The organism is Salmonella enterica subsp. arizonae (assembly GCF_008692845.1).
Classification (GTDB): Bacteria; Pseudomonadota; Gammaproteobacteria; order Enterobacterales; family Enterobacteriaceae; genus Salmonella; species Salmonella arizonae.
In genome coordinates this window covers 472703-496350 of the sequence record NZ_VXJW01000001.1, presented here as the reverse complement: position 1 = coordinate 496350, position 23648 = coordinate 472703, and the positions used below count along the sequence as shown (strand labels likewise).

The window sequence follows — 23648 nt, the reverse complement described above, 5'->3', positions numbered from 1 at the left end:
TACATATAATGAATAATTTTAGGCTATCACTCCCCCGGATACCTTAAATGGCAGGCATGTGGCCCCGCAATGATCATAACGCATTACCCGTTTTCAACATGAACTACTAGGCTATGTACGGGCAATCATGCCAAAATAAAAGGATAGCCGACTTAATTTTTCGTTAAATCAGGAAATTATTGGCCCATGAAGGGTAAATATAAAGCCGCCCTTGCGCTACTGTTACTGCTGTTTCTTGTGCCGCTGACGCTGCTGATGACCCTGGGACTGTGGGTTCCCACTCTGGCTGGAATCTGGCTACCTGTCGGCACCCGTATCGCCCTGGAAGAAAGTCCTCGCCTGACGCGTCATGGGGTAGTGATCCCCGATCTTCGCTATCTGGTGAATGATTGTCCGTTAGCCCATATTACCCAGGCGGAACTGACGCACCCCAGTCGGTGGTTGCTGAACATCAAAAGCCTGGAACTGGATGCCGCGTGCCTGGCGAAATTGCCGGCCTCGGAAGCCTCTCCCGCCGCGCCGCGTACCCTGGCGCAGTGGCAGTCAATGCTGCCAAATACCTGGATTAACATCGATAATGTCATTCTCGCGCCCTGGCCGGAATGGCAGGGGAAACTGGCGATCTCCATGACACCGGTCGTTCAGCAGATACGTTATCAGGGCGAAAAAGTAAAATTTCAGGGGCAGCTACACGGTCAGGCGTTGACGGTGAGCCAACTGGAGATCGCCGCGCTGGCGAACCAACCTCCTGTCAGTCTGGCGGGGGAGTTTACGTTGCCGCTAGTACCGGATGGCCTGCCGGTAAGCGGTTATGCGGCGGCGACGTTGCGTTTGCCGCAGGAACCGTCGCTGGTGGATGCGGAACTGGAATGGCGTGATAACGCCGGACAACTCATCGTGATGGCGCGAGGCAATCCTGATCCAATTCTCGATCTCCCGTGGGCGGTAACGCGCCAGCGGCTGACCATCAGTGATGGCCGCTGGAACTGGCCATACCGGGGATTCCCACTGAGCGGACGTCTGGCTTTTAATATCGATAACTGGCAGGCAGGGCTGGACAATGCGCGGGTCAGCGGTCGCCTGAATATACTGACCCATGGCGATGCAGGGAAAGCGAACGCTGTACTGACTATCGGGCCGGGAAAACTCAGTATGGATAGCAGTGCAATGCCTTTACAGCTTACTGGCGAGGCCAAACAGAAGGATTTAATCTTTTATGCCGTTTTGCCCGCCATGCTCCGCGGCAGCCTGGCGGATCCGCAGCTCGCTTTTGCGCCAGGCGCATTGCTGCGTTCACGCGGACGGGTGATTGATGCGTTAGATATTGATGAAATTCGTTGGCCGCTGGCGGGCGTCAGGGTGACGCAGCGCGGCGTGGATGGTCGGTTACAGGCTATTTTACGGGCGCATGAAAATGAAATGGGCGATTTCGTTCTTCATCTTGATGGCCTTGCGAATGATTTTCTCCCCGATGCAGGGCGCTGGCGCTGGCGCTATTGGGGGCAAGGAAGCTTTACGCCAATGCACGCCCGTTGGGATATCGCCGGGCAGGGCGAATGGCGCGATAACACCATCCGGCTGACCAGTCTGTCTACCGGTTTTGATCGGTTGCAATATGGCGCGATGACTGTCACATCGCCAAGACTGATCCTGGATAAACCCATTGTCTGGGTTCGTGACGACAAAACACCGTCGTTACAGGGCGCGCTGTCTCTGGAGGCGGGAAAAACCATATTTACCAGCGGAAGCGTGCTGCCGCCTTCTACCGTTAATTTTAGCGTCGAAGGTCGCGAACCGACCCTGTTCCAGTTTAAAGGCGATCTTCGGGCGGGGGCGATAAGGCCGGTACGGCTGAATGGACGCTGGGATGGCGAACGCCTTCGCGGACAGGCCTGGTGGCCGAAGCAATCGCTTATCGTTTTTCAGCCGCTGCTCCCGCCGGACTGGAAAATGACGCTGCGCGAAGGCTCATTGTATGCGCAGGTTGCCTTTTCCGCGGCACAGGGGCAGGGGTTTGAAGCGGGAGGACACGGCGTATTAAAAGGCGGTAACGCCTGGATGCCGGATAACAAAATCAACGGCGTCGATTTCATCCTGCCGTTTCGCTTCCATAAAGGCGCGTGGCAATTAGGCACGCGTGGCCCCGTCTCGCTGCGTATTGCCGAGATAGTAAACCAGGTCACGGCGAAAAATATCACCGCCGATTTACAGGGAAGTTATCCCTGGAGTGAGTCGAATCCATTACTGCTAAGCGATGTCAGCGTAGACGTGCTGGGCGGTAAAATCATTATGAAACAGTTGCGGATGCCGCAGCACGATCCGGCGCTTTTACGGGTGCAGAATATCTCATCCAGCGAATTGATTAGCGCCATAAATCCGAAGCAATTCGCCATGTCTGGTCCGGTAAGCGGCGCGCTGCCGCTGTGGCTGAACAATGAAAAATGGATAATCAAAGATGGCTGGCTTACGAATCCCGGGCCAATGACGTTGCGTATCGATAAAAATACTGCGGATGCGGTGGTAAAAGATAATGTCACGGCAGGCTCGGCCATTAACTGGCTACGTTATATGGAGATTACGCATTCATGGACAAAAATTAACGTTGATAACCTGGGCGTACTCACGATGCAGGCGGCCATTACCGGCAAAAGCCGGGTAGATGGTAAAACCGCGATCGTTAACTTGAACTATACCCATGAAGAAAATGTGTTTACGCTGTGGCGCAGTTTGCGTTTTGGCGACAATTTACAGGCATGGCTTGAACAAAATACAGCGTTGCCGCAACCTCCTTGCCGGAAAGACAAGGACTGTGAGGATAAATAATGAAAATGATTATTGCCATGCTGTCAGCGCTTGCGTCATTTATGGTGGTGGGGTGCACGCCACGTATTGAAGTCGCCGCGCCGGAACAGCCGATTACCATCAACATGAATGTAAAGATTGAGCATGAAATTCACATCAAAGTGGATAAAGATGTTGAAGAACTTTTGAAATCACGCAGCGATCTATTCTGAGGCCATGATGAAAAAGTATTTAATATTATGGGGGCTGACGTTGAGTTTGCTCACATCGTCTGTGTGGGCCTTAACCCTGGATGAGGCACGCACGCAGGGGCGGGTAGGGGAAACGCTGAATGGTTATCTGGTGGCCTTAAAAAATGATGCTGAAACCCAGAAACTGGTGCTTGATATTAATCGCGCCCGTCGCGCCAGTTATCAGCAGTTAGCGGATAACAATCATCTTCCTGTAGACGAGGTGGCGAAGATGGCCGGACAAAAACTGGTTGAGCGCGCCAGACCGGGAGAATATGTACAGGGGATTAATGGTAAATGGCTGCGTAAATAGCCACTTCCTGCCAACTTTTTCACCGCAAAATGCATTTTTATATTGATAATTTCTGAATTTAGCCGTTTGCGCGGGAATTAGGATAGCCGTGCGGCGTCATCTCTGATGGAGTGTCTCGCGTTGAGTCATTTTTTAGAGAATATCGATGACGCTTTATCAAGTTAAACCTGCTTTTCAGGCGCTGCTTCGCCCCGTAATGGCCTGGCTATATCGGCATCATATTACAGCCAATCAGATCACCCTTTCCGCTATGGTCCTCTCAATTTCGACCGGCCTGATATTGATTGTATGGCCCCTGTATTTTCTGTTGCCCATCGTGTTATTTGTGCGCATGGCGCTCAACGCGCTGGATGGTATGTTAGCGCGCGAATGCGGCCAGCAATCTCGTTTAGGCTCCATTCTGAATGAAACGGGCGATGTGATTTCAGACATCGCGCTTTACCTGCCGTTTCTTTTTCTGGCTGACAGCAGCGCGCCATTAGTGCTCGCCATGCTCCTGGCGATGGTGATGAGTGAGTTTTGCGGAATATTAGCGCAAACGATTAACGGCGTGCGTAGTTATGCCGGACCGTTTGGCAAAAGTGACAGAGCGCTGGTGTTTGGCGCAGGGGGGTTGGCGCTGACCTTTTGGCCTCAGGCGGCGCAGTGGAGCAATATAGTCTGGAGTATTGCCCTCGTACTGCTGCTTTGGACGATAGTAAACCGTTGTCGAAGCGCATTAATTTCGGTGAATGTCAAATGATGCTGCTGGAAAAATCCCTGCTCGTCATCTTTGCGCTTTTGCTGGTTGCCACTCTGGTAAATCAAATTCTGGTGTGGCGTCGTCCTGATAAGGACTGGCGCGAATTGACGCTACGCATTCGGACCTGGTGGCTAATCATTATTCTGTTTTCGCTGGCGCTATTGAGTCCGACCTGGCTGGCATTGACCTTTTTTGCGTTACTCAGTTTTATGGCGCTAAAAGAATTTCTGACGCTGGTTCCCTCCCGTCATTCTGACCGAATGCCGCTGTTGTGGATGTTCATTGCGATTCCCATCAATTATTGGCTGATTGGAATTGGCTGGTACGGCATGTTCGTGGTGTTTATCCCGGTTTATGTCTTCTTATTTTTACCGGCGCGCATGGTGAAAAAAAGCAATTTATGGACGATCTCAGGCACAGCCTGCTTGAGCTTCAACAACAGACATACGGAGGTCTTACTTAAATTAGGCGAACCGGAAACGCCATTTCTATACTGTTGACTGGTATCACTATGTGCGAGAGTAACCGGGTATGACATCTGAAAACTTATCTGCTGCATGCCATTGTGGCAGCGTCGTGTTTACCGTTCAACTTAGCGATGGCTTTCATACCGCCAGGCGCTGCAACTGTTCGTTTTGCCGGATGCGCGGAGCGGTGACAGTGTCTGCGCCGCTATCGGGTATTAAAGTGGTAAAGGGGCAGGATAAGCTTACCGAATATCGCTTCAATACGGGCAAGGCGGTGCACTTTTTCTGTTCGGTATGCGGGATATATACTTTTCATCAGCGCCGATCTAATCCCGATCAATATGGGGTCAATGTGGCGTGCATTGAAAATGTCTCACCTTTTGATTTCGCCTGCGTTGAAGTCAATGATGGGGTAACGCATCCCAGCGATGGCGGCAGTAGCGGCGTGGTAGGATATTTGCGCTACGAACCGAAGACGTCACCTCCCGTCGCAACGGGAGGCAAAAATATTTAAGCGGCCACTACGCTGTCAATCGCGGCTTTTGCATCGGACTGGGCTTTAGCCGCCACTTCCGGCCCGTAGGCAATGCCTTCGGCAAAGACAAAATTCACGTCGGTGATACCGATAAAACCAAGGAACACTTTCAGGTAAGGCGCAATCAAATCCGTCGGGGTGTCTTTATGGATACCGCCGCGGCTGGAAAGAACCACTGCGCGTTTGCCGGTTACCAGACCTTCTGGTCCTTTTTCGGTATAGCGGAAGGTGACACCAGCGCGGGCAATCAGGTCGAAATAGTTTTTCAGTTGCGTCGGGATATTGAAATTGTACATCGGCGCCGCAATAACGATGACGTCGTGGGCTTTCAGTTCAGCAACGAGTTCATCGGACAGCGCCAGAGCGTCCTGTTGACGTGGCGTTAAAGGCGCATCGCCTGGACGCATCGCGCCCACCAGTTCGCCATCCAGCACCGGAACAGGGTTGGCCGCCAGATCGCGGACAGTAATTTCATCTGCCACGTGTTTTTCGCGCCATTGTTCAATAAAATAGTCAGTCAACTGACCAGACTGAGAGTACCCTGCTAGAATACTGGATTTAAGAACTAATACCTTGCTCATGGGTGTTTCCTTTTATGTGTTTGAAGGGGCGTTCCCCGTTGCTTGTTGACACTTTATTCACAATTGCGCGGCAGAGATAGCGCAATATATCGAACCCTTTGTTCGAAATTATTGAACAACGCACAAAAAGCCCCAGTGTGGTACTCTATACCTATCATTTAAAACGATTTTAAACAGGCAGAATGCTGCCAAAGATCCTTATGACAGAACAATCTACGTTGACGCTTCATATGTTACAGCAGCGGCTGGATTTGCTGATGCTGCGCGACCGGCAGCGCTTTGCCCGTCGCCTGCATGGCGTGAAGAAAGTGAAAAATCCTGATGCGCAACAGGCCATTTATCAGACGATGGCGAAAGAAATTGAACAGGCTGCGGCGCAAGTCGTCCTGCGTGAAGCGGCGCGGCCCCCAATCACTTATCCGCAAAACCTGCCTGTTAGCCAGAAGAAACAGGACATCCTGGAAGCGGTTCGCGACCATCAGGTTGTGATCGTGGCAGGGGAAACCGGTTCTGGTAAAACCACCCAGTTGCCGAAAATTTGTATGGAACTGGGGCGCGGAATTAAAGGACTTATTGGCCATACGCAGCCGCGCCGTCTGGCGGCGCGCACTGTGGCTAACCGTATTGCCGAAGAGCTGCAAACGGAGCCGGGCGGCTGCATCGGGTATAAAGTTCGTTTCAGCGATCATGTAAGTAGCAACACCATGGTCAAGCTGATGACGGACGGTATCCTGCTGGCGGAAATCCAGCAGGACAGGCTGCTGATGCAGTATGACACCATCATCATTGATGAAGCCCATGAACGCAGTCTGAATATTGACTTCTTGCTCGGCTATCTGAACGCGCTTTTGCCGCGTCGTCCCGATCTGAAAGTAATTATTACCTCTGCGACCATCGACCCGGAACGCTTCTCGCGCCACTTTAATAACGCGCCGATTATCGAAGTCTCTGGCCGAACGTATCCCGTAGAAGTTCGTTATCGCCCCATCGTTGAAGAGGCTGACGACACTGAACGCGATCAGTTACAGGCAATTTTCGACGCCGTTGATGAACTGGGACGTGAAAGTCCCGGCGATATCCTGATTTTTATGAGCGGAGAGCGGGAAATCCGCGATACCGCCGACGCCCTGAACAAGCTGAACTTACGGCATACCGAAGTGTTGCCGCTGTATGCACGCTTGTCGAACAGCGAACAGAACCGCGTTTTCCAGTCGCACAGCGGACGCCGTATCGTGCTGGCGACTAACGTGGCGGAAACCTCGCTGACGGTGCCGGGGATCAAGTATGTGATCGATCCTGGTACAGCGCGCATCAGCCGCTACAGCTACCGCACCAAAGTGCAGCGCCTGCCGATTGAACCGATCTCACAGGCTTCCGCCAACCAGCGTAAAGGGCGTTGCGGGCGCGTATCGGAAGGGATCTGCATTCGTCTGTATTCCGAAGACGACTTTCTGTCGCGTCCGGAATTTACCGACCCGGAAATCCTGCGTACCAACCTGGCGTCGGTTATTTTGCAGATGACCGCCCTGGGGCTGGGTGACATTGCCGCCTTCCCGTTTGTCGAAGCGCCGGATAAGCGCAATATTCAGGATGGCGTGCGTTTGTTGGAAGAGCTGGGGGCGATTACCGCCGACGGACAGCAGACGGTATATAAGCTGACGCCGCTGGGCCGACAATTATCCCAGTTGCCGGTCGACCCGCGACTGGCGCGTATGGTTCTGGAAGCGCAAAAGCATGGCTGTGTACGCGAAGCGATGATCATTACTTCCGCGCTCTCTATTCAGGACCCACGCGAGCGCCCTGCGGACAAGCAACAGGCTTCCGATGAGAAACACCGGCGCTTCCAGGATAAGGAGTCCGATTTCCTGGCGTTTGTCAACCTGTGGAATTACCTCGGCGAGCAGCAAAAGGCACTGTCGTCGAATCAATTCCGCCGTCTGTGTCGCACTGACTATCTGAACTATTTACGCGTGCGTGAGTGGCAGGATATCTATACCCAACTGCGTCAGGTGGTAAAAGAACTGGGGATATCGGTAAACAGCGAACCCGCAGAGTACCGGGAAATTCACGTTGCGTTGTTAACGGGGCTGTTGTCGCATATCGGGATGAAAGATGCCGATAAGCAAGAGTACACCGGCGCGCGTAACGCCCGATTCTCTATTTTCCCAGGATCCGGTTTATTCAAAAAACCGCCGAAATGGACAATGGTCGCAGAACTGGTGGAGACCAGCCGTTTGTGGGGGCGCATCGCTGCCCGCATTGAGCCAGAATGGGTGGAACCGGTAGCCCAGCATCTGATTAAACGTTCATATAGCGAACCGCACTGGGAGCGAGCGCAAGGCGCGGTGATAGCGACGGAAAAGGTCACCGTCTACGGTCTGCCGATTGTCGCCGCGCGCAAGGTGAATTACAGCCAGATTGACCCGGCGTTGTGTCGCGAGTTGTTCATCCGCCATGCGCTGGTGGAGGGGGACTGGCAAACCCGTCATGCCTTCTTCCGTGAGAATCTAAAATTGCGTGCGGAAGTCGAGGAACTTGAGCACAAATCTCGCCGCCGCGATATCCTGGTGGATGACGATACCCTGTTTGAGTTTTATGACCAGCGTATTAGCCATGACGTTATTTCCGCCCGCCACTTTGATAGTTGGTGGAAAAAAATCAGCCGCGAGACGCCGGATCTGCTCAACTTTGAAAAAAGTATGCTGATTAAAGAAGGCGCGGAAAAAATCAGCAAACTGGATTACCCGAATTTTTGGCACCAGGGCAATCTCAAGCTGCGTTTGAGCTATCAATTTGAACCGGGCGCGGATGCTGACGGCGTGACTGTCCATATTCCGTTGCCGCTACTTAACCAGGTGGATGAGAGCGGTTTTGAATGGCAGATTCCAGGGTTACGCCGTGAATTAGTTATTGCGCTGATTAAATCGTTGCCAAAACCGGTACGTCGCAACTTTGTTCCGGCGCCAAACTATGCTGAAGCGTTTTTAGGTCGCGTAATGCCGCTGGAGCTGCCGTTACTGGACGCACTGGAGCGTGAACTGCGCCGGATGACCGGCGTCACGGTCGATCGGGAAGACTGGCATTGGGATCAGGTGCCCGAGCATCTGAAAATCACGTTCCGCGTTGTGGATGACAAAAACAAGAAGTTGCAGGAAGGGCGTTCGCTCGGCGAACTCAAAAATGCGCTGAAAGGTAAAGTGCAGGAGACGCTCTCGGCGGTGGCGGATGACGGCATCGAGCAGAGCGGACTGCATATCTGGAGTTTCGGTGCGTTGCCGGAAAGCTACGAACAGAAACGCGGTAATTACAAAGTGAAGGCATGGCCGGCGTTAGTGGATGAGCGTGACAGCGTCGCGATTAAATTGTTCGATAATCCGCTGGAACAACAACAGGCGATGTGGTGCGGTTTACGCCGTCTGCTGTTGCTCAATATTCCTTCACCGATTAAGTATCTGCATGAGAAATTGCCGAATAAAGCCAAGCTGGGGCTGTACTTTAACCCGTACGGCAAAGTACTGGAGTTGATTGATGACTGTATCGCCTGCGGGGTAGATAAACTGATAGATGCCAACGGCGGACCGGTGTGGAGCGAAGCAGGTTTCACCGCGCTGCACGAAAAGGTACGCGCCGGGCTGAATGATACTGTGGTGGATATCGCGAAGCAGGTTGAGCGGATCCTGACGACCGTATTCAACATCAATAAGCGTCTGAAAGGGCGGGTGGATATGAGCATGGCGTTGGGGCTTTCCGATATCAAGGCGCAGATAAGCGGTCTGGTATACCGTGGTTTTGTGACTGGCAACGGCTTTAAACGTCTCGGCGATACGCTGCGTTATCTGCAGGCAATTGAAAAGCGGCTGGAGAAACTGGCTGTCGATCCGCACCGCGATCGGGCGCAAATGCTGAAAGTCGAAAGCGTCCAGCAGGCGTGGCAACAATGGATAAATAAATTGCCTCCAGCGCGTCGCGAAGATGATGATGTTAAAGAGATCCGTTGGATGATTGAAGAACTGCGTGTCAGTTATTTCGCGCAACAGCTCGGTACGCTTTATCCTATTTCCGATAAGCGTATTTTACAGGCCATGGATCAGATTACGGCCTAAAAAGCCAGGCGACGACGTCTTTCAAAGAGATCCGGTACAAGTTCGGAACAAAAAGGAGGAATTATGAATACAACGCCATTTCCGGCGCTCTCTGCGGAAACATTGCTGGCGGTGAATACCGTCGGACAGTGGCTGGCGCAAAATGATTTTTCCGGCGAACAACTTTATTCGTCGGATTGCGTCGTCCTGGCGGGCAATGCGGTGATCCCCACTATCGACGCGGCCTGTCGCATCGCCAAAGCGCAGGGTGTTCCTTTACTGATTAGCGGCGGCATTGGTCATTCAACGCCGTTTTTGTACTCCGCGATCGCCCGGCATCCGCGCTACCATACTATTCGTACAACCGGACGCGCCGAAGCCGCTATCCTCGCTGATATTGCGAACCAGTTCTGGCATATTCCGGCTGAGAAAATTTGGCTGGAAGATCAGTCGACTAATTGCGGCGAAAATGCCCGTTTCTCCTGCGCATTGCTCCGTCAGGCGAAAGAAAACATTAACACGGCTATCGTTGTGCAAGACCCCACTATGCAGCGGCGCACTATCGCGACGTTCCGGCGCGTGACAAACGACGACACCGATGCGCCGCGCTGGCTGAGTTTTCCTGGTTTTGTTCCGGTACTGCGCCATCTTAATGGCGGTACACGTTTTGCCGATGTTGAAGAGGGTATCTGGACGGTGGAGCGTTACCTGTCTTTGATTGCCGGCGAGTTGCCACGCTTGCGTGACGATGAAACAGGATATGGGCCGCGTGGTAAAGATTTTATCATTCACGTTGATATCCCACGCGATATTGAAACCGCATGGCAGGTATTGCAGGCAGATACTACGCTGCGCAATGCGTTAAATCAGCGAGCCTTACGCTAAAAATCGCCCGTTTGCGAGGGTGAACGGGCGAGTGCGACCACTATCTCATAAATTTGATGAATTATTTATAAAAGCTGGTTATGTTGTCGCTTTACGGTTTTCATTCAGGACGCGCTATGGGCAATAAGTATTCCGGCCTGCAAATTGGTATTCACTGGTTAGTCTTTTTTCTGGTTATTGTGGCTTACGCCGCGATGGAACTACGCGGTTTTGCGCCGCGTAGTTATCGGCCCTGGTTTAATATGACGCACGTTTCATGTGGTATCACTATTTTGCTTTTAATGGTGGCACGCTTGTTTATTCGGCTGAAATATCCCACGCCGCCCATTGTTCCTCGTCCAAAACCGATGATGACCGGAATGGCGCATTTAGGACATCTGGTGATTTACCTGCTATTTATAGCGCTGCCTGTTATTGGTCTGGTGATGATGTATAACCGCGGTAATCCCTGGGTCGCATTTGGCATTGCTATGCCCCATGCCGCCGAAGCTAACTTTGAACGCGTAGATATGCTGAAATCCTGGCACGTCACGCTGGCGAATCTGGGCTATTTTGTTATTGGACTTCATGCCATCGCAGCTTTGATGCACCACTATTTCTGGAAAGACAACACGTTGTTACGGATGATGCCGCGTAAGCGTTCCTGACCTTTCCAGTATGATATTTGCCGCAGGTGGGGTTAACCGCTTTAGGCAAACAAGGCATGTATCAGTGGGGGGATTCCATACAGAAAACGCCTGCGTCTAACCGAGACCCGTGACGCAGGCGAAGGAGAACGGGTCTACATCGGAAGCGGGTATTATACTTATTTGTATGACAAATAAAATAAACAATTGCTATCCCGTAATCCAATATTTAATCAATGGGTTAAACCCTGAAAATGTCTCTGCCCGATGGGCGGGGCGAGAAGCAGCTATGATAAACGAGGCGAGGTCGCGGAAAATAGCGCGACGGTGCCGTGTTGCTCGACAGTGACCTTTGCGAAGTGTTCATCCAACACGCTGCGTAACGTATCGGCTGAATCATTGGTGTTGCTGAATATGCCTTTCTTGTTGTAAACAGCCATCAATTTCTTGCCAAAGGCATTGTGAGTAACCTCTTTGCCCAGGATAGTCGCGCCAAAAAGCGTGCCGCCTGGTTTAAGCGCCATACCGGCATTTTTAATTGCCTTCGCTTTTGTTGTCATCTCACCGGGTAAACAGTGCAGCAGATAGTACATAGAAACGGAATCGAAGCGTCCGTGCCAGTCCGCCGGAAACGTGTCGAAAATATCATGTTGTAGTGCGGCGCGGATTTTCGTTTCACCCACTCGGCTGGCGGCTATTTTCAGGCTATCCGGATTCAAATCCATCAGTGAAATGGCATGGGTTGCAGGCGCATGTTTCAGGTAATAACCTGTACCTACGCCAATATCCAGGTGAGTCTCGCCCATATGATGCAGGAAAAAAGGAAGTAGTCGCGTATCAGTAGGACACTTCCAGGCATATTTGTTTGAGATATTTAATACCCACCAGTCATATAAGCTAAGCGTGAATGAGTTATAGACTTTTGCGCCTGATTGTTGTGTATGCTTCATTGTTCTCTCACTAAATAATTTCGCAATGAGATTAAAACAATGAAGCAATCGTTAGGCAAGCATTAATCAGGAGGGTGAGTAATTGTATACTGAGAATGAAAGCTGCTGTGTATATTAAGTATCCTAACTCAGCGATCCTGATCGTAATGGCGAAGTAATCTACATTCCAAAAGTCTGGTCAAAATGACAATAAAGGTAACTCCTATAAGATATACTACAGCGGCAAAAAGATAAGCATGGAAAAATTTAAAGTTAGTTGCAGCGACCCCCTGAATACGCGCAAAAAACTCTATGTATGGGATAAGGAAAACGATAGTGCTGTCTTTAAGATTATTAATTACCTAATTGGTTAAATCTGGAATAGAAGACAGCAATGCCGGAGGTAATATAATCAACAATAACACCTGTCGTTTGTTAAATCCTTGAACGATTGCTGTCCTCTTTTAACGTGGAGTAGCAGGGTTCACATTAAATGTCGGAGCATATAATGCTGCTTACATGACAACTACCTATAACGCATTGAAAAAATATTAAACTGTGACAGGTGAATGTCAGTTTGACATAAACCATAATAGGTAAAAAAATGATAATGCGTGGCGCCTCGATAAATATATCCATTTTCGTTTTACTGAACATAGACTATGCATCAACTAATTGGTCAATCGCCAGTAAAGATAACATCATATTCTTGCTCCACTGACGCTATGATATTGAATAGCGTTTCAGTCAGAGCGTACAGTAGTAGGTAAGATATTATACATTAGAATAATGATTAACTATAAAATTTTCTAGTATTATAGCAAAAGAATTATGAATCTCCTGAGTTGGATGAACAGAGTCATTAAAGATATATCGCGGACTTATATCTAGCAGAGGATCTTTAGTCCCGGGAATATGAACATAACCATGGTGAGTGTAAGCGTTTTCCGTATCATAACCTATACCATTGGCCACAGCAGTTATCTGATTAAATGCATCACTGGTCTCAAAATAGCATATCCTATGCTGCGGGTATTTTTCTTTTAATTGTGTAACATACTTTTTCAGCAAGGCATTGTGAGCAAAACTTTCATCTTCAAGTTTTCTTTTATCATCAGAATGTACTGCATAGGGAGTCGAAGACAAATTGGGAATTCCCATGACCAGAATATTAGTAACCCCTTCAGAAATTATTTTTTCAATATCATCAGCTTGTTGCTCAACGACCATTGCTATATTATCTTTATGTAGCGTCATATAGTCATTGGCTCCCAATAAAAACATGGCCAGGTCCTGGCTGGAAGGAATGTAAGATGCAATTTGCCTGTCCGTATTTGATACAAAGTCGCCTATGCAATTAAAGCATGAATAGCTTGCCGATGTACTTCCCCCTTCGGCAAAATTAATCATCTTCTTACTTAAAAATTGAGGAGATGATAAAAACTCAGGCCAGGTAAATCCATTAGTGAATCTTCCGCCATAGAATTGACCATAGGAGGGTAACATATGATGTGTTTTTTCAAACATGCGTCCCATTGAGTCAGACAAACTGTCGCCAAAAATCACCAGCCTGCTAATGTCGCCTAAAGAAGTGTTTTTTATCTTGGGATATAATTTATTGATTTCTTTGGCGAGGCTAAAAGCTTCCGAATGACATTCAACCTTAACAGATAAAAGAATTGAATTATTATCCCCTTTAATAATCAATTCATCGGTTTGCTCTTGTGATTCTATAATAAACTGGTCTTTACATCCCGGAGAGGCTAGTGCACGGAGTTTGGTATATGCTCCGCGAACCTGTACCGGTGTTAAATTCAGCTCCTCATAGTGGTAAAGTTTAAAGATACATTCAAGGGCATCTGCATGATACGTGGAGAAAAAACATGCTTTAATTTTTTCCCATAAGCTCATTTCCGGAGTGGATGAGCTTTCCTTTATAGCGTTAAATCTTTCAGCGCTGATAGAAGTTGTGAAATAACCCTGACCGACACTGAATGGCATGGTAACCTCCTGCTTATATAAAACAGTAAACAAAAATATTTTAGCAGATATCACTTAGCAAATATTAGCAGAAAAGATAATCAGGTAAATAATGTATATTATTTGCAAGGCCTATGTGTAGTATAAATTTGACAGTATCTTCGTTCGATATTTAATGCTTTCTTATTTATTGTCATGGTTTAACAATTGGTTGTAATCAATAAATTATATGCAGTATTTATTGTTTTTTTACTAAAGTAAATATATCATCAACAACCCCAAATTAATATCAGGTGCATAATATCTGACTGCTATAATTATTGAGTGTTATCCTGGCTAAGGAAAATATTTAAAAAGGTGCATTTATTGATTTAGTGTACTGGCGTGAGCACAGGCTGGCTTAATACCAGATAGAGCTGTTATTGCTAAGATGCAGGTGTTTTACATAACCTTTTGATTTCTATCTTATAGTAAATTTTAAAGTGGGTTAACTATAATGAGTGATGATTCGATTATTAAAAACTCTTCAATGCTTTTGGCGTATTTAGGCGGTTTGGGGTGGGGGAGCGCCTATTTTTATGGTTGGGGGGTCTCCGCATACTATGGTTTTCCGTGGTGGTATGTAGGTGTTGGCCCCGACAACATTGCCCGAAGTTTATTTCACGCCATCAGCCTGATGGCAATATTTATAGTGGCGTGGGGGGTTGGTATTTTGTTGTTTTTCGTAGTAAAGCAAAAAGCACATATTAACAACCTTAGCTTCTTACGTCTTTTTTTGGCAGCGATTTCGTTTTTCATTCCAATTGTTATCGAATTCTCTATCTTAACAAACTCATTTTTGTGGGAGCTTTTTTTCGTGGTTTTACTGGTGGCCTTATTCTTATCTGTGGGGATACGATTTTATAGTAAACTAATGCCTGTAATTTGCTTTACTCAACTAAGTTGGGTGCGAAAACATTGTTTCACCATAATTATGGTTGGTTTTATCATATACTTTTGGTTGTTTTCTTTTTTTGTTGGTCTATATAAACCGCAATTAAAAAAAGAGTATGAAATGATATTATACGATGGCGGCTGGTATTACGTATTGGCCAGATATCATGATAGTTTTGTTTTATCAAAATCGTTTACTAAAGATAATAACAGATTTATTATCTTTAGACCAGAAGATGGGCACTCTTATGAAATTGCTCTGGTGAAGGTTAGACTTTAATAAAATGCTTGTCTGCGATAGAACTGAGGGGCCAGGCCTCTACTTTATGGCAGTTATATTATTCATATCTTTTCAGATAAATTGAAGTGCTTTTATTTTCTCTGTAGGCCTCCTCGATAATAATTGCTGACCTGCCACGAAATGTGAGAAAGCCTGTCCGGTTCACGGTCATTGCGCCGGAAATGGTGCCACCATCTGTGGGGGAGGCCGATGTTCTCTTCATCATGCGCCCCGGGAGAGAAGAAAGACTTGAGCACAACGGATCCTTCCAGAAAACAGTCAGTGCCGGACTATGAAGGAACTGGCCCGTGAACTCTGACACCGCTGCTACGATGAGCAGACGTCTATAACTGGAGTGGATGGTGCGGTGAGGGCTCCTGCAAAAGGCCACGTCATACTTCGCTAAGCGCCTGAAATGAAGTATGTCTTTATCGAGAGTTCAGTATCCAGGCGATGAGCCGATGCTCCGGGTTGCCTGTAGCGGCTGGTACGCCTGGCGTAACCGCCGTTTACGGGTGAATGCGCGGCAGCAATTTCGCCTGCTCTGCGATGCTGCCGTCAGTACCGCTTTTCATCAGGGAAAACAACGCTAAATGTTATCGTTCATACCGACCGTGGCGATAGCAGATTATCAGGCATTGCTGAAACGGCATCATCAGCGGGGCAGCATGAGCGCGAAAGGTAACTACCCCATAATGCATGCGTGGAAGTATCTTCCACTCACCGAAGGTGGAATGGGGCCACGGTGAGCACTTTGCCTGCCGGGAAATAACACTACCGACGGTAGTTAATTATGTTGTTTACCAGAGATTATCATCCGCGTTATGGGTTAGCAGACCTCTCAAGTAGACCAACGCTTTAACTGGCCAGCTCAGAATCCGATTACCCGCAGAACAAATACGGGCAATAGTCTTATCTTGTGGGTAGAATGTACGACCAGTAAAATCCAGATTGGCTGTTAACTTATTTACTCTCCCATAGTACCCTGTGACAGGCCTCCCTGAGGTATTTGCTAACATCTGTGCATTGGAGAAACAGCCCCCGTTTGCACCATAGCAACTTATAAACTTTATTTTATCGTAAGAATCGTAAGAATCGTAAGAATCGTAAGAGTTGCTGCTATGACAGATTGCTTTTGAAAGTGATGATGAGTGACTTGCACCAGATCTAATAGAATTATCATGTTGAACAACAAAAGGTGCACCATGTCTACTAATTGAAATAGGCATTAATTATTACCTCGGATTTAGTTCAAATTAAAATAATCACATCACTACCGATGATTAATTGATAACCATCCCATCTTTACTATTAAAATATCCTTTAATACAGATAATAAACGTTATTTATTATCGACGGGAGAGTAAATAAAAACTATTGAGTAACTATTTACTTTATATAAAAATAATAAGCAGCATGATATTTTACATCCTGTGAAAATTAATTCATATGAGAGTGAGCGCATGTACTGTCAAATAAAATCTCCCTTCAAACACTGACCGGCCTCCTTTCTGGCAAACAGGCCAGTTAACGTTATCCGGGGAGATTGCGATATCAACCGACTTAACGTTATTCCATAGGCCCGCTACGCCGACAGTTTATCCCTGTTGGCATGGCTGATTTCACCCAGCATTAACTCTGTATGCACATCATCAGCATGAAAAAGTAGCTTTGACGTTTATTTTCGGCGGCCTGAAAAAGGTGTTCCTTACGTTAAGGCGCTATGCCGACATTACACCAGACCATCATTTCCAGCGGTAGATGCCGTTTGCGCAGGGTGACGGTACCGGCTTCGGCCAGACAGCGGGAAATCAGTTCCGGGTCGAGGTAGTCGCCCAGAGAAGTCAGTGGGTTACACTGCCACTGGATCGGTCAGCCGATCCTTAACTGATCGACATTACAGCCTAATTGGCCTTCATTATCTTTTCCGTATAAGAAAATTCAAAGCTAAACTGAGAATTGACGAAATGAATATGGCTAAACTGAAAAAACGTACAAAACGAAATCCATAATCAGTTCGTCGCCATATATTTCAAAGTACGCAGCCATAGCGTATTAAGTGTCGGGCGGCACAAAATACTAATGAAAGTGATACCATTAGACACCACAGAAGCGCCAGAAGTCCCGTCTTTATGTCGGTAAAACCGCATAACTCCATGAGCAATCATATAGTTTACTGGGTGCTGCCCTCTTGTTCGAACTAAAACCGATGTCAGAATTGTAAAGTCGCTCTGACTATAGAGCGTAATACACCCTTTACTTAACCCAGACAGCCCGACAGAGTATTAATATCATTACTATTAATAGCGGTAGCGAGAACTATTTTCTAATTACATAGAAAAATATGATACCATACCCCTCTATAGTATATGGAGGGCGTATGCCGCATTCACCTGAAGACAAAAAACGTATTCTTACCCGTGTTCGACGTATACGCGGTCAGGTCGAAGCGCTGGAGCGGGCGCTTGAGTCCGGCGAATCTTGTCTGGCGATTCTGCAACAGATTGCCGCCGTGCGCGGCGCGTCTAATGGCCTAATGAGCGAAATGGTCGAAATCCACCTGAAAGATGAGTTAGTCAGCGGGGAAACCACGCCAGATCAGCGCGCTGTTCGGATGGCGGAAATCGGCCATCTCCTTCGCGCTTATCTAAAATAACAATTCCCCTCACCGTAACAGGAAGAGACATATGAAATCACGTGCAGCAGTTGCTTTTGCTCCCGGTAAGCCACTAAAAATTGTCGAGATTGACGTAGCGCCGCCGAAAAAAGGTGAAGTCCTGGTCAAAATCACCCATACGGGCGTTTGCCATACCGATGCATTTACGCTTTCTGGCGATGACCCGGAAGGCGTATTCCCGGCGGTACTGGGTCACGAAGGCGGCGGCGTGGTTGTCGAGGTCGGCGAGGGTGTAACCAGCCTGAAACCTGGCGACCATGTTATTCCATTGTATACGGCGGAGTGCGGCGAGTGTAAATTTTGTAAATCCGGTAAAACCAATCTTTGTCAGGCCGTACGCGCCACTCAGGGAAAAGGGTTAATGCCTGATGGTACTACCCGCTTTTCTTATAATGGCGAGCCTGTATATCACTATATGGGGACCAGTACGTTCAGCGAATATACCGTTTGTGCGGAAATTTCTCTGGCGAAAGTTAATCCGCAGGCGCCGCTGGATAAAGTGTGTCTGCTGGGCTGTGGCGTGACGACCGGCATTGGCGCCGTACATAACACCGCTAAAGTAAAAGCCGGCGATACCGTTGCCGTCTTTGGTTTAGGCGGCATTGGGCTGGCGGTTATTCAGGGCGCGGTTCAGGCTAAAGCAGGGCGTATTTTAGCGGTCGATACGAATCCGGAAAAATTTACGCTGGCGGGTGAAATGGGGGCAACAGACTTTATTAACCCGAATGATTATGACAAACCGATTCAGGACGTTATTGTTGAACTAACTGATGGCGGCGTAGACTTCAGTTTTGAATGTATCGGCAACGTTAACGTGATGCGCGCAGCGCTGGAATGCTGCCATAAAGGCTGGGGTGAAAGCATTGTTATTGGCGTAGCGGGCGCGGGGCAGGAAATTAAAACCCGTCCCTTTCAGTTAGTGACGGGGCGCGTCTGGCGTGGTTCCGCATTCGGCGGCGTGAAAGGGCGTACACAGTTGCCAGGGATGGTCGAAGATGCGATGAACGGTAACATCCGTTTAGATCCTTTTATTACTCATCGTCTGCCGTTGGAGCAGATTAACGATGCCTTTGAACTGATGCATCAGGGAAAATCCATCCGTACCGTTATCCACTTTGGCGATAAATGATGTATCCGCCAGCGGATGTTCCGCTGGCGCTTTTCTGAATTTTCTGGAATGAATGTTGTGAAAATGTGACGAAGGCGATGCTTTTCGCGATAAGCAAACGTCACGAAGTGCCGATGACTATCTAACGGGCGTGTTTTTACGCATTAAACCTATAAGAGAGTCGACGGTCATGGGCAACACATTCTCGATGCAAGCCTCGCATAAACTGGGCTTCCTGCATCATATTCGGCTGGTTCCGCTGTTTTCCTCCATTCTCGGTGGCATCCTTCTTCTTTTTGCTTTGAGCGCCGGGCTGGCAGGCTATTTTCTGTTACAGGCCGATCGCGATCAGCGTGATGTCACGGACGAGATTCAGGTACGAATGGGATTATCTAATAGCGCTAACCACTTACGTACCGCACGTATCAATATGATCCACGCTGGCGCGGCGAGTCGGATTGCTGAAATGGATGAAATGAAAGCCAATATTGCCGCTGCGGAAACGTGGATTAAGCAATCTCAGGATGGCTTTAACGCTTATATGTCCAGGGCGGTGAAAACACCCGCTGATGACGCGTTGGATAACGAGCTGAATACTTGCTACACCGCCTATATCAACGGACTACAAACGATGCTGAAATTTGCCAAAAATGGCATGTTCGAAGCGATCATTAATCATGAAAACGAGCAGGCGAAACAGTTGGATGCCGCCTATAACCATGTCCTGCTCAAGGCTATTAAACTGCGCACCGAGCGGGCGAGGCTGCTTAGCGAGCAGGCGTACCAGCGTACCCGGCTTGGTATGATGGTTATGATTGGCGCGTTTACGTTAGCGCTGGTGTTGACGTTAATGACCTTTATAGTGCTGCGTCATACGGTGATCCAACCATTACAGCGGGCCGCATCACGTATCGAACGCATTGCGGCGGGCGATTTGACCATGGCTGACGAGCCCGCAGGACGCAGTGAAATTGGTCGCCTGAGCCTTCATCTTCAGCAGATGCAGTATGCGTTGCAGCAAACGGTAGGGACGGTGCGTCAGGGAGCAGAGGAAATTTATCGCGGCACCAGCGAAATTACCGTCGGTAACACAGATTTATCTTCTCGCACTGAAGAGCAGGCTGCCGCCATTGAACAGACCGCGGCCAGTATGGAACAGTTGACGGCAACCGTTAAGCAGAATGCGGATAATGCGCATCACGCCAGCAAACTGGCGGAAGATGCTTCCGGTAAAGCCAGTCGCGGAGGCCAGATGGTTTCCGGGGTCGTACAAACGATGGGGAATATTTCCACCAGCTCGAAAAAAATCTCGGAAATTACCGCTGTCATTAACAGTATCGCTTTCCAGACCAACATTCTGGCGCTGAACGCGGCGGTCGAGGCGGCACGCGCCGGGGAGCAAGGACGCGGTTTTGCGGTGGTCGCCAGTGAGGTTCGTACCCTCGCCAGTCGCAGCGCGCAGGCGGCAAAAGAGATTGAAGGCTTGATCGGCGAATCGGTCAGTCTGATTGAACAGGGTTCTGAAGAGGTTATCGCTGCGGGGAGCACCATGAATGAGATTGTGGATGCCGTCAAACGCGTCACCGATATTATGCTCGATATAGCGGCAGCCTCTGATGAACAAAGCCGCGGCATTGTCCAGGTCAGTCAGGCGATTTCTGAGATGGACAAGGTCACCCAGCAAAACGCGTCGCTGGTAGAAGAAGCGTCAGCGGCGGCGGTTTCTCTTGAAGAACAGGCCGCCCGCTTGACGCAGGCCGTCGACGCGTTTCGTTTACAGAATACTGGCACGGCAACGCATTCGACCTTCCTTTAATGAGCGTAGCGCCATCGGACTATTTTAGCCGCGGGCGCGTTTATTATCCGGCGGCCGCCATCACAGCGGCATTGATTTACGAATCGCCGCAATCAGCGTTTGCGCCCCGGTTGAGAGCGGGATATCAACTCGCGTAAGAATACCTATCGGCTCGCCTGCGTCCTGGGTTGGCACGGGTAACGAGACCAGCGTCGCATGGCGAAGATCTTCTTTAACCGCGCCAGAGGGAACGAACCAGACGTAATCGTAATCTACGGTCAATTGACGTGATAACGATGCGGATAGCGTTTCGGTACACCCGGTAGGCATTTCACACCCCTGGCTTTGCAATAGGGCTTCCGCATTCTGGCGCGGCACTGTGCCTTTTGGCGAGACGACCACAGGCCACTCCATGACCCGACTAAGCGTGATGGTCTCTTGTAACAGGGGATGGCCGGGGCGCACAACTAATTTAAGCGACTCAAAAAATAGCAGTTCGTAATTCAATCCGCTCATTAATTCCGGGTCTGACAGGCGGCCAATACCCAGATCGATTTCGCCTGACTTCAGGCCAGCAAGCAACATCGTATTGTTCATGGTGGCGACCTGTAACGAGGTCGATTTTTGCTGTTGATGGAACCGCCCAATTACCGCCGGGAGAATACCCAGCGCAGCGGTGGGGAGCGCGCCAATACGCACCACATCGGCGCTGGCGTCCTCTTTGCGATTCAGCGCCTGCCCGGCGGTATTCAACGCATCTAATACTTTTACCGCATGGGTCAAAAATTGTTCGCCAGGAACCGTTAATTGCGCGCCCAGTCGCCCACGTTCAAACAGACGGGTTCCGGTGAGTTGCTCCAGTTCGTTCAGCGTCTTCGAAAGGGCTGGCTGGCTCAGGTTAAGGGTTTCAGCCGCGCGCCCCAGCGTTCCCTGTTGCGCAACAGCGACAAACGTATGAAGGTGGCGCAACCGAATGCGCTGACTAAACAGACCATTTTTTTCCATAAGCGATGTTAAAAACAGAGCCGTGCGAGTGACAAGTGAAGTTGTTTGTTTTTGATAACTTGATAGCAAAATATTATTAACATTTTGCCATTACAAGTCACAACTGTTTTATTTTGCTGATGATTCAACTGCCGTAAAGTGTGCTAAGCCATGACCTGGTACGTTGCGCTCCGGGGGATACGCCGGGTTGCGTTAATTCGTTCTGCAACCATGAATTCAGGCGGGATCACAATTTGTAAATTCTTCTACCCAGAATGGGCGGGGTTTTCTACACTCCAGGTAACATTCACTGGAGACATGACATTATGGCGAACACCATCACGGCAGATGAGATTCGGGAACACTTTTCGCAGGCAATGTCGGCAATGTACCAGCAGGAAGTTCCACAGTACGGTACGTTACTGGAACTTGTGGCTGACGTGAATCTGGCAGTGCTGGAAAATAGTCCCAAATTGCATGAGCAGTTGGCTAATGCCGATGAACTGGCTCGGCTGAATGTGGAGCGACATGGCGCCATTCGCGTTGGCACCGCAGAGGAACTTTCTACCTTACGTCGGATATTCGCCATCATGGGAATGTACCCGGTGAGCTATTATGATCTCTCTCAGGCGGGCGTGCCGGTGCACTCCACGGCATTTCGTCCCATTGATGACGCTTCGCTTTCACGTAATCCCTTCCGCGTGTTCACTTCGCTATTACGCCTGGAGCTCATTGAAGACGCGGCATTACGCCAACGGGCGGCGGAAATATTATCGCAGCGGGATATTTTTACGTCGCGCTGTCGACAATTGTTGGATGAGTACGATACACAGGGCGGTTTCAATCCGGCGCAGGCCGAAGAGTTTGTCCGTGAAACGCTGGAGACTTTTCGCTGGCATCGGCAGGCTACCGTTGATGAAGAAACGTACCTCGCTCTGCATCGTGAGCATCGTTTAATTGCCGACGTGGTCTGTTTTGCAGGATGCCACATTAACCATCTGACGCCACGTACTCTGGATATCGACCGGGTACAGGCTATGATGCCGGAGTACGGTATTACGCCTAAAATTCTCATTGAGGGCCCGCCACGTCGTGACGTGCCCGTTCTGCTGCGCCAAACCAGTTTCAAGGCCCTGGAAGAGCAGGTGTTCTTCGTTGGAGAAAAACAGGGTACGCACACGGCGCGCTTCGGCGAAATTGAGCAACGCGGCGTCGCGTTGACGCCAAAAGGCCGTCGGTTATATGACGAATTGTTGCAAAAGGCGGGAACGGGTAAGGATAACTTCACGCATCAACTCCATTTACAGGAGGCCTTTAACGCCTTTCCGGATAGCGAATTTCTGCTCCGTCAGCAGGGGCTTGCATGGTTCCGCTATCGTTTAACGCCTTCCGGTGAGGCGCATCGTCAGGCGATTCATCCTGGCGATGATCCGCAGCCGCTTATTGAGCGCGGTTGGGTGATCGCGCAACCAATTACTTATGAAGATTTTCTACCGGTCAGCGCTGCCGGCATTTTCCAGTCGAATCTAGGAAATGAAACGCAGGTCAGAAGCCACGGCAATGCCAGTCGTGACGCTTTTGAACAGGCGCTGGGATGTTCGGTGCTGGATGAATTTTCGTTATATCGCGAAGCAGAAGAACGCAGTAAACGACGTTGCGGTCTGCTTTAAAAACGGTAAGCTTCACGGGTTATGAGGAT

The 23648-nt window shown here is 49.2% G+C and carries 17 protein-coding genes and 5 pseudogenes; 16 read left to right on the top strand and 6 right to left on the bottom strand.

Going from position 1 to position 23648, the window contains the following annotated elements; translation table 11 throughout:
• Positions 1-186 precede the first annotated feature (186 nt).
• The 6 genes and pseudogenes from F4V61_RS02595 (at position 187) to F4V61_RS02570 (ending at position 5068) form a co-directional block, all read left to right on the top strand.
• Positions 187-2823, top strand: coding sequence for a YdbH family protein (locus tag F4V61_RS02595; RefSeq protein ID WP_080161103.1), 2637 nt, complete (start codon positions 187-189; stop codon positions 2821-2823).
• Positions 2823-3014 carry a YnbE family lipoprotein gene (locus tag F4V61_RS02590; RefSeq protein WP_079829499.1) on the top strand — a complete coding sequence of 64 codons (192 nt, stop codon included), beginning with the start codon at positions 2823-2825 and terminating at the stop codon, positions 3012-3014. Before F4V61_RS02595 ends, F4V61_RS02590 begins: the two co-directional genes overlap by 1 nt.
• 7 nt (positions 3015-3021) lie before the next feature.
• Complete coding sequence (locus tag F4V61_RS02585; RefSeq protein ID WP_079835900.1) at positions 3022-3345, top strand: YdbL family protein; 324 nt, start codon at positions 3022-3024, stop codon at positions 3343-3345.
• Positions 3346-3490: 145 nt separating this feature from the next.
• Positions 3491-4087: a CDP-alcohol phosphatidyltransferase family protein gene (locus tag F4V61_RS02580; protein ID WP_080161104.1), complete on the top strand. Its 597-nt coding sequence runs from the start codon at positions 3491-3493 to the stop codon at positions 4085-4087.
• Positions 4084-4473, top strand: a pseudogene (locus tag F4V61_RS02575) (phosphatidate cytidylyltransferase); the annotation flags it as partial. The gene F4V61_RS02580 and the pseudogene F4V61_RS02575, both read left to right, overlap by 4 nt.
• Before the next feature lie 145 nt (positions 4474-4618).
• On the top strand, positions 4619-5068 hold the full coding sequence (locus F4V61_RS02570) for a GFA family protein (protein WP_058114374.1): 450 nt from the start codon (positions 4619-4621) through the stop codon (positions 5066-5068).
• On the opposite strand, the gene azoR is transcribed toward F4V61_RS02570, so the two are convergent.
• Positions 5065-5670, bottom strand: a complete 606-nt coding sequence (gene azoR / locus F4V61_RS02565; protein WP_080161105.1) for an FMN-dependent NADH-azoreductase — start codon at positions 5668-5670, stop codon at positions 5065-5067. The two genes, F4V61_RS02570 and azoR, sit on opposite strands and share 4 nt — an antisense overlap.
• A 200-nt stretch (positions 5671-5870) precedes the next feature.
• Between azoR and hrpA the strand changes: the two genes are divergently transcribed.
• From hrpA to cybB, 3 genes are all read left to right on the top strand, one after another.
• Positions 5871-9773 carry an ATP-dependent RNA helicase HrpA gene (gene hrpA, locus F4V61_RS02560; protein ID WP_080161130.1) on the top strand — a complete coding sequence of 1301 codons (3903 nt, stop codon included), beginning with the start codon at positions 5871-5873 and terminating at the stop codon, positions 9771-9773.
• A gap of 63 nt (positions 9774-9836) precedes the next feature.
• The gene (locus F4V61_RS02555) at positions 9837-10637 is read left to right on the top strand and encodes a YdcF family protein (RefSeq protein ID WP_079781784.1); all 801 of its coding nucleotides are present in this window, start codon (positions 9837-9839) and stop codon (positions 10635-10637) included.
• Between the two features lie 116 nt (positions 10638-10753).
• Positions 10754-11284, top strand: coding sequence for a cytochrome b561 (cybB, locus tag F4V61_RS02550; protein ID WP_000527272.1), 531 nt, complete (start codon positions 10754-10756; stop codon positions 11282-11284).
• 266 nt (positions 11285-11550) lie between these two features.
• Here the strand turns inward: cybB and F4V61_RS02545 are convergent, their stop codons facing one another.
• Positions 11551-12213, bottom strand: a complete 663-nt coding sequence (locus F4V61_RS02545; protein ID WP_000683311.1) for a class I SAM-dependent methyltransferase — start codon at positions 12211-12213, stop codon at positions 11551-11553.
• Between the two features lie 128 nt (positions 12214-12341).
• Positions 12342-12647 (bottom strand): annotated as a pseudogene (locus F4V61_RS02540) (amino acid ABC transporter permease); the annotation flags it as partial.
• A 19-nt stretch (positions 12648-12666) separates the two neighbouring features.
• Between F4V61_RS02540 and F4V61_RS02535 the strand changes: the two are divergent.
• A pseudogene (locus F4V61_RS02535) lies at positions 12667-12744 on the top strand (amino acid ABC transporter permease); the annotation flags it as partial.
• 222 nt (positions 12745-12966) lie between these two features.
• Here F4V61_RS02535 and F4V61_RS02530 read toward each other — a convergent pair.
• A complete protein-coding gene (locus F4V61_RS02530; protein WP_001116828.1) occupies positions 12967-14193 on the bottom strand; it encodes a type III secretion system effector in 1227 nt (408 codons plus the stop codon).
• Between the two features lie 475 nt (positions 14194-14668).
• Between F4V61_RS02530 and F4V61_RS02525 the strand changes: the two genes are divergently transcribed.
• Positions 14669-15385, top strand: a complete 717-nt coding sequence (locus F4V61_RS02525) for a hypothetical protein (protein ID WP_001278656.1) — start codon at positions 14669-14671, stop codon at positions 15383-15385.
• Positions 15386-15791: 406 nt separating this feature from the next.
• Positions 15792-15975 (top strand): annotated as a pseudogene (locus F4V61_RS22735) (IS3 family transposase); the annotation flags it as partial.
• Between the two features lie 1129 nt (positions 15976-17104).
• Here F4V61_RS22735 and F4V61_RS02520 read toward each other — a convergent pair.
• Positions 17105-17254: pseudogene (locus F4V61_RS02520) on the bottom strand (transposase domain-containing protein); the annotation flags it as partial.
• Positions 17255-17765: 511 nt separating this feature from the next.
• On the opposite strand from F4V61_RS02520, the gene F4V61_RS02515 reads away from it, so the two are divergent.
• The 3 genes from F4V61_RS02515 (at position 17766) to F4V61_RS02505 (ending at position 20986) form a co-directional block, all read left to right on the top strand.
• Positions 17766-18041, top strand: a complete 276-nt coding sequence (locus F4V61_RS02515) for a metal/formaldehyde-sensitive transcriptional repressor (RefSeq protein WP_001120772.1) — start codon at positions 17766-17768, stop codon at positions 18039-18041.
• A gap of 31 nt (positions 18042-18072) precedes the next feature.
• Complete coding sequence (locus tag F4V61_RS02510) at positions 18073-19191, top strand: S-(hydroxymethyl)glutathione dehydrogenase/class III alcohol dehydrogenase (RefSeq protein ID WP_000842131.1); 1119 nt, start codon at positions 18073-18075, stop codon at positions 19189-19191.
• A gap of 169 nt (positions 19192-19360) precedes the next feature.
• Entirely contained in the window at positions 19361-20986 is a 1626-nt protein-coding gene (locus F4V61_RS02505) for a methyl-accepting chemotaxis protein (protein WP_080161106.1), read from the top strand.
• A 60-nt stretch (positions 20987-21046) separates the two neighbouring features.
• Here F4V61_RS02505 and F4V61_RS02500 read toward each other — a convergent pair whose 3' ends face one another.
• Positions 21047-21970, bottom strand: coding sequence for a LysR substrate-binding domain-containing protein (locus F4V61_RS02500; protein WP_000414253.1), 924 nt, complete (start codon positions 21968-21970; stop codon positions 21047-21049).
• 305 nt (positions 21971-22275) lie between these two features.
• Between F4V61_RS02500 and hglS the strand changes: the two genes are divergently transcribed.
• Positions 22276-23619: a 2-oxoadipate dioxygenase/decarboxylase HglS gene (gene hglS, locus F4V61_RS02495; protein ID WP_038395958.1), complete on the top strand. Its 1344-nt coding sequence runs from the start codon at positions 22276-22278 to the stop codon at positions 23617-23619.
• Positions 23620-23648 lie beyond the last annotated feature (29 nt).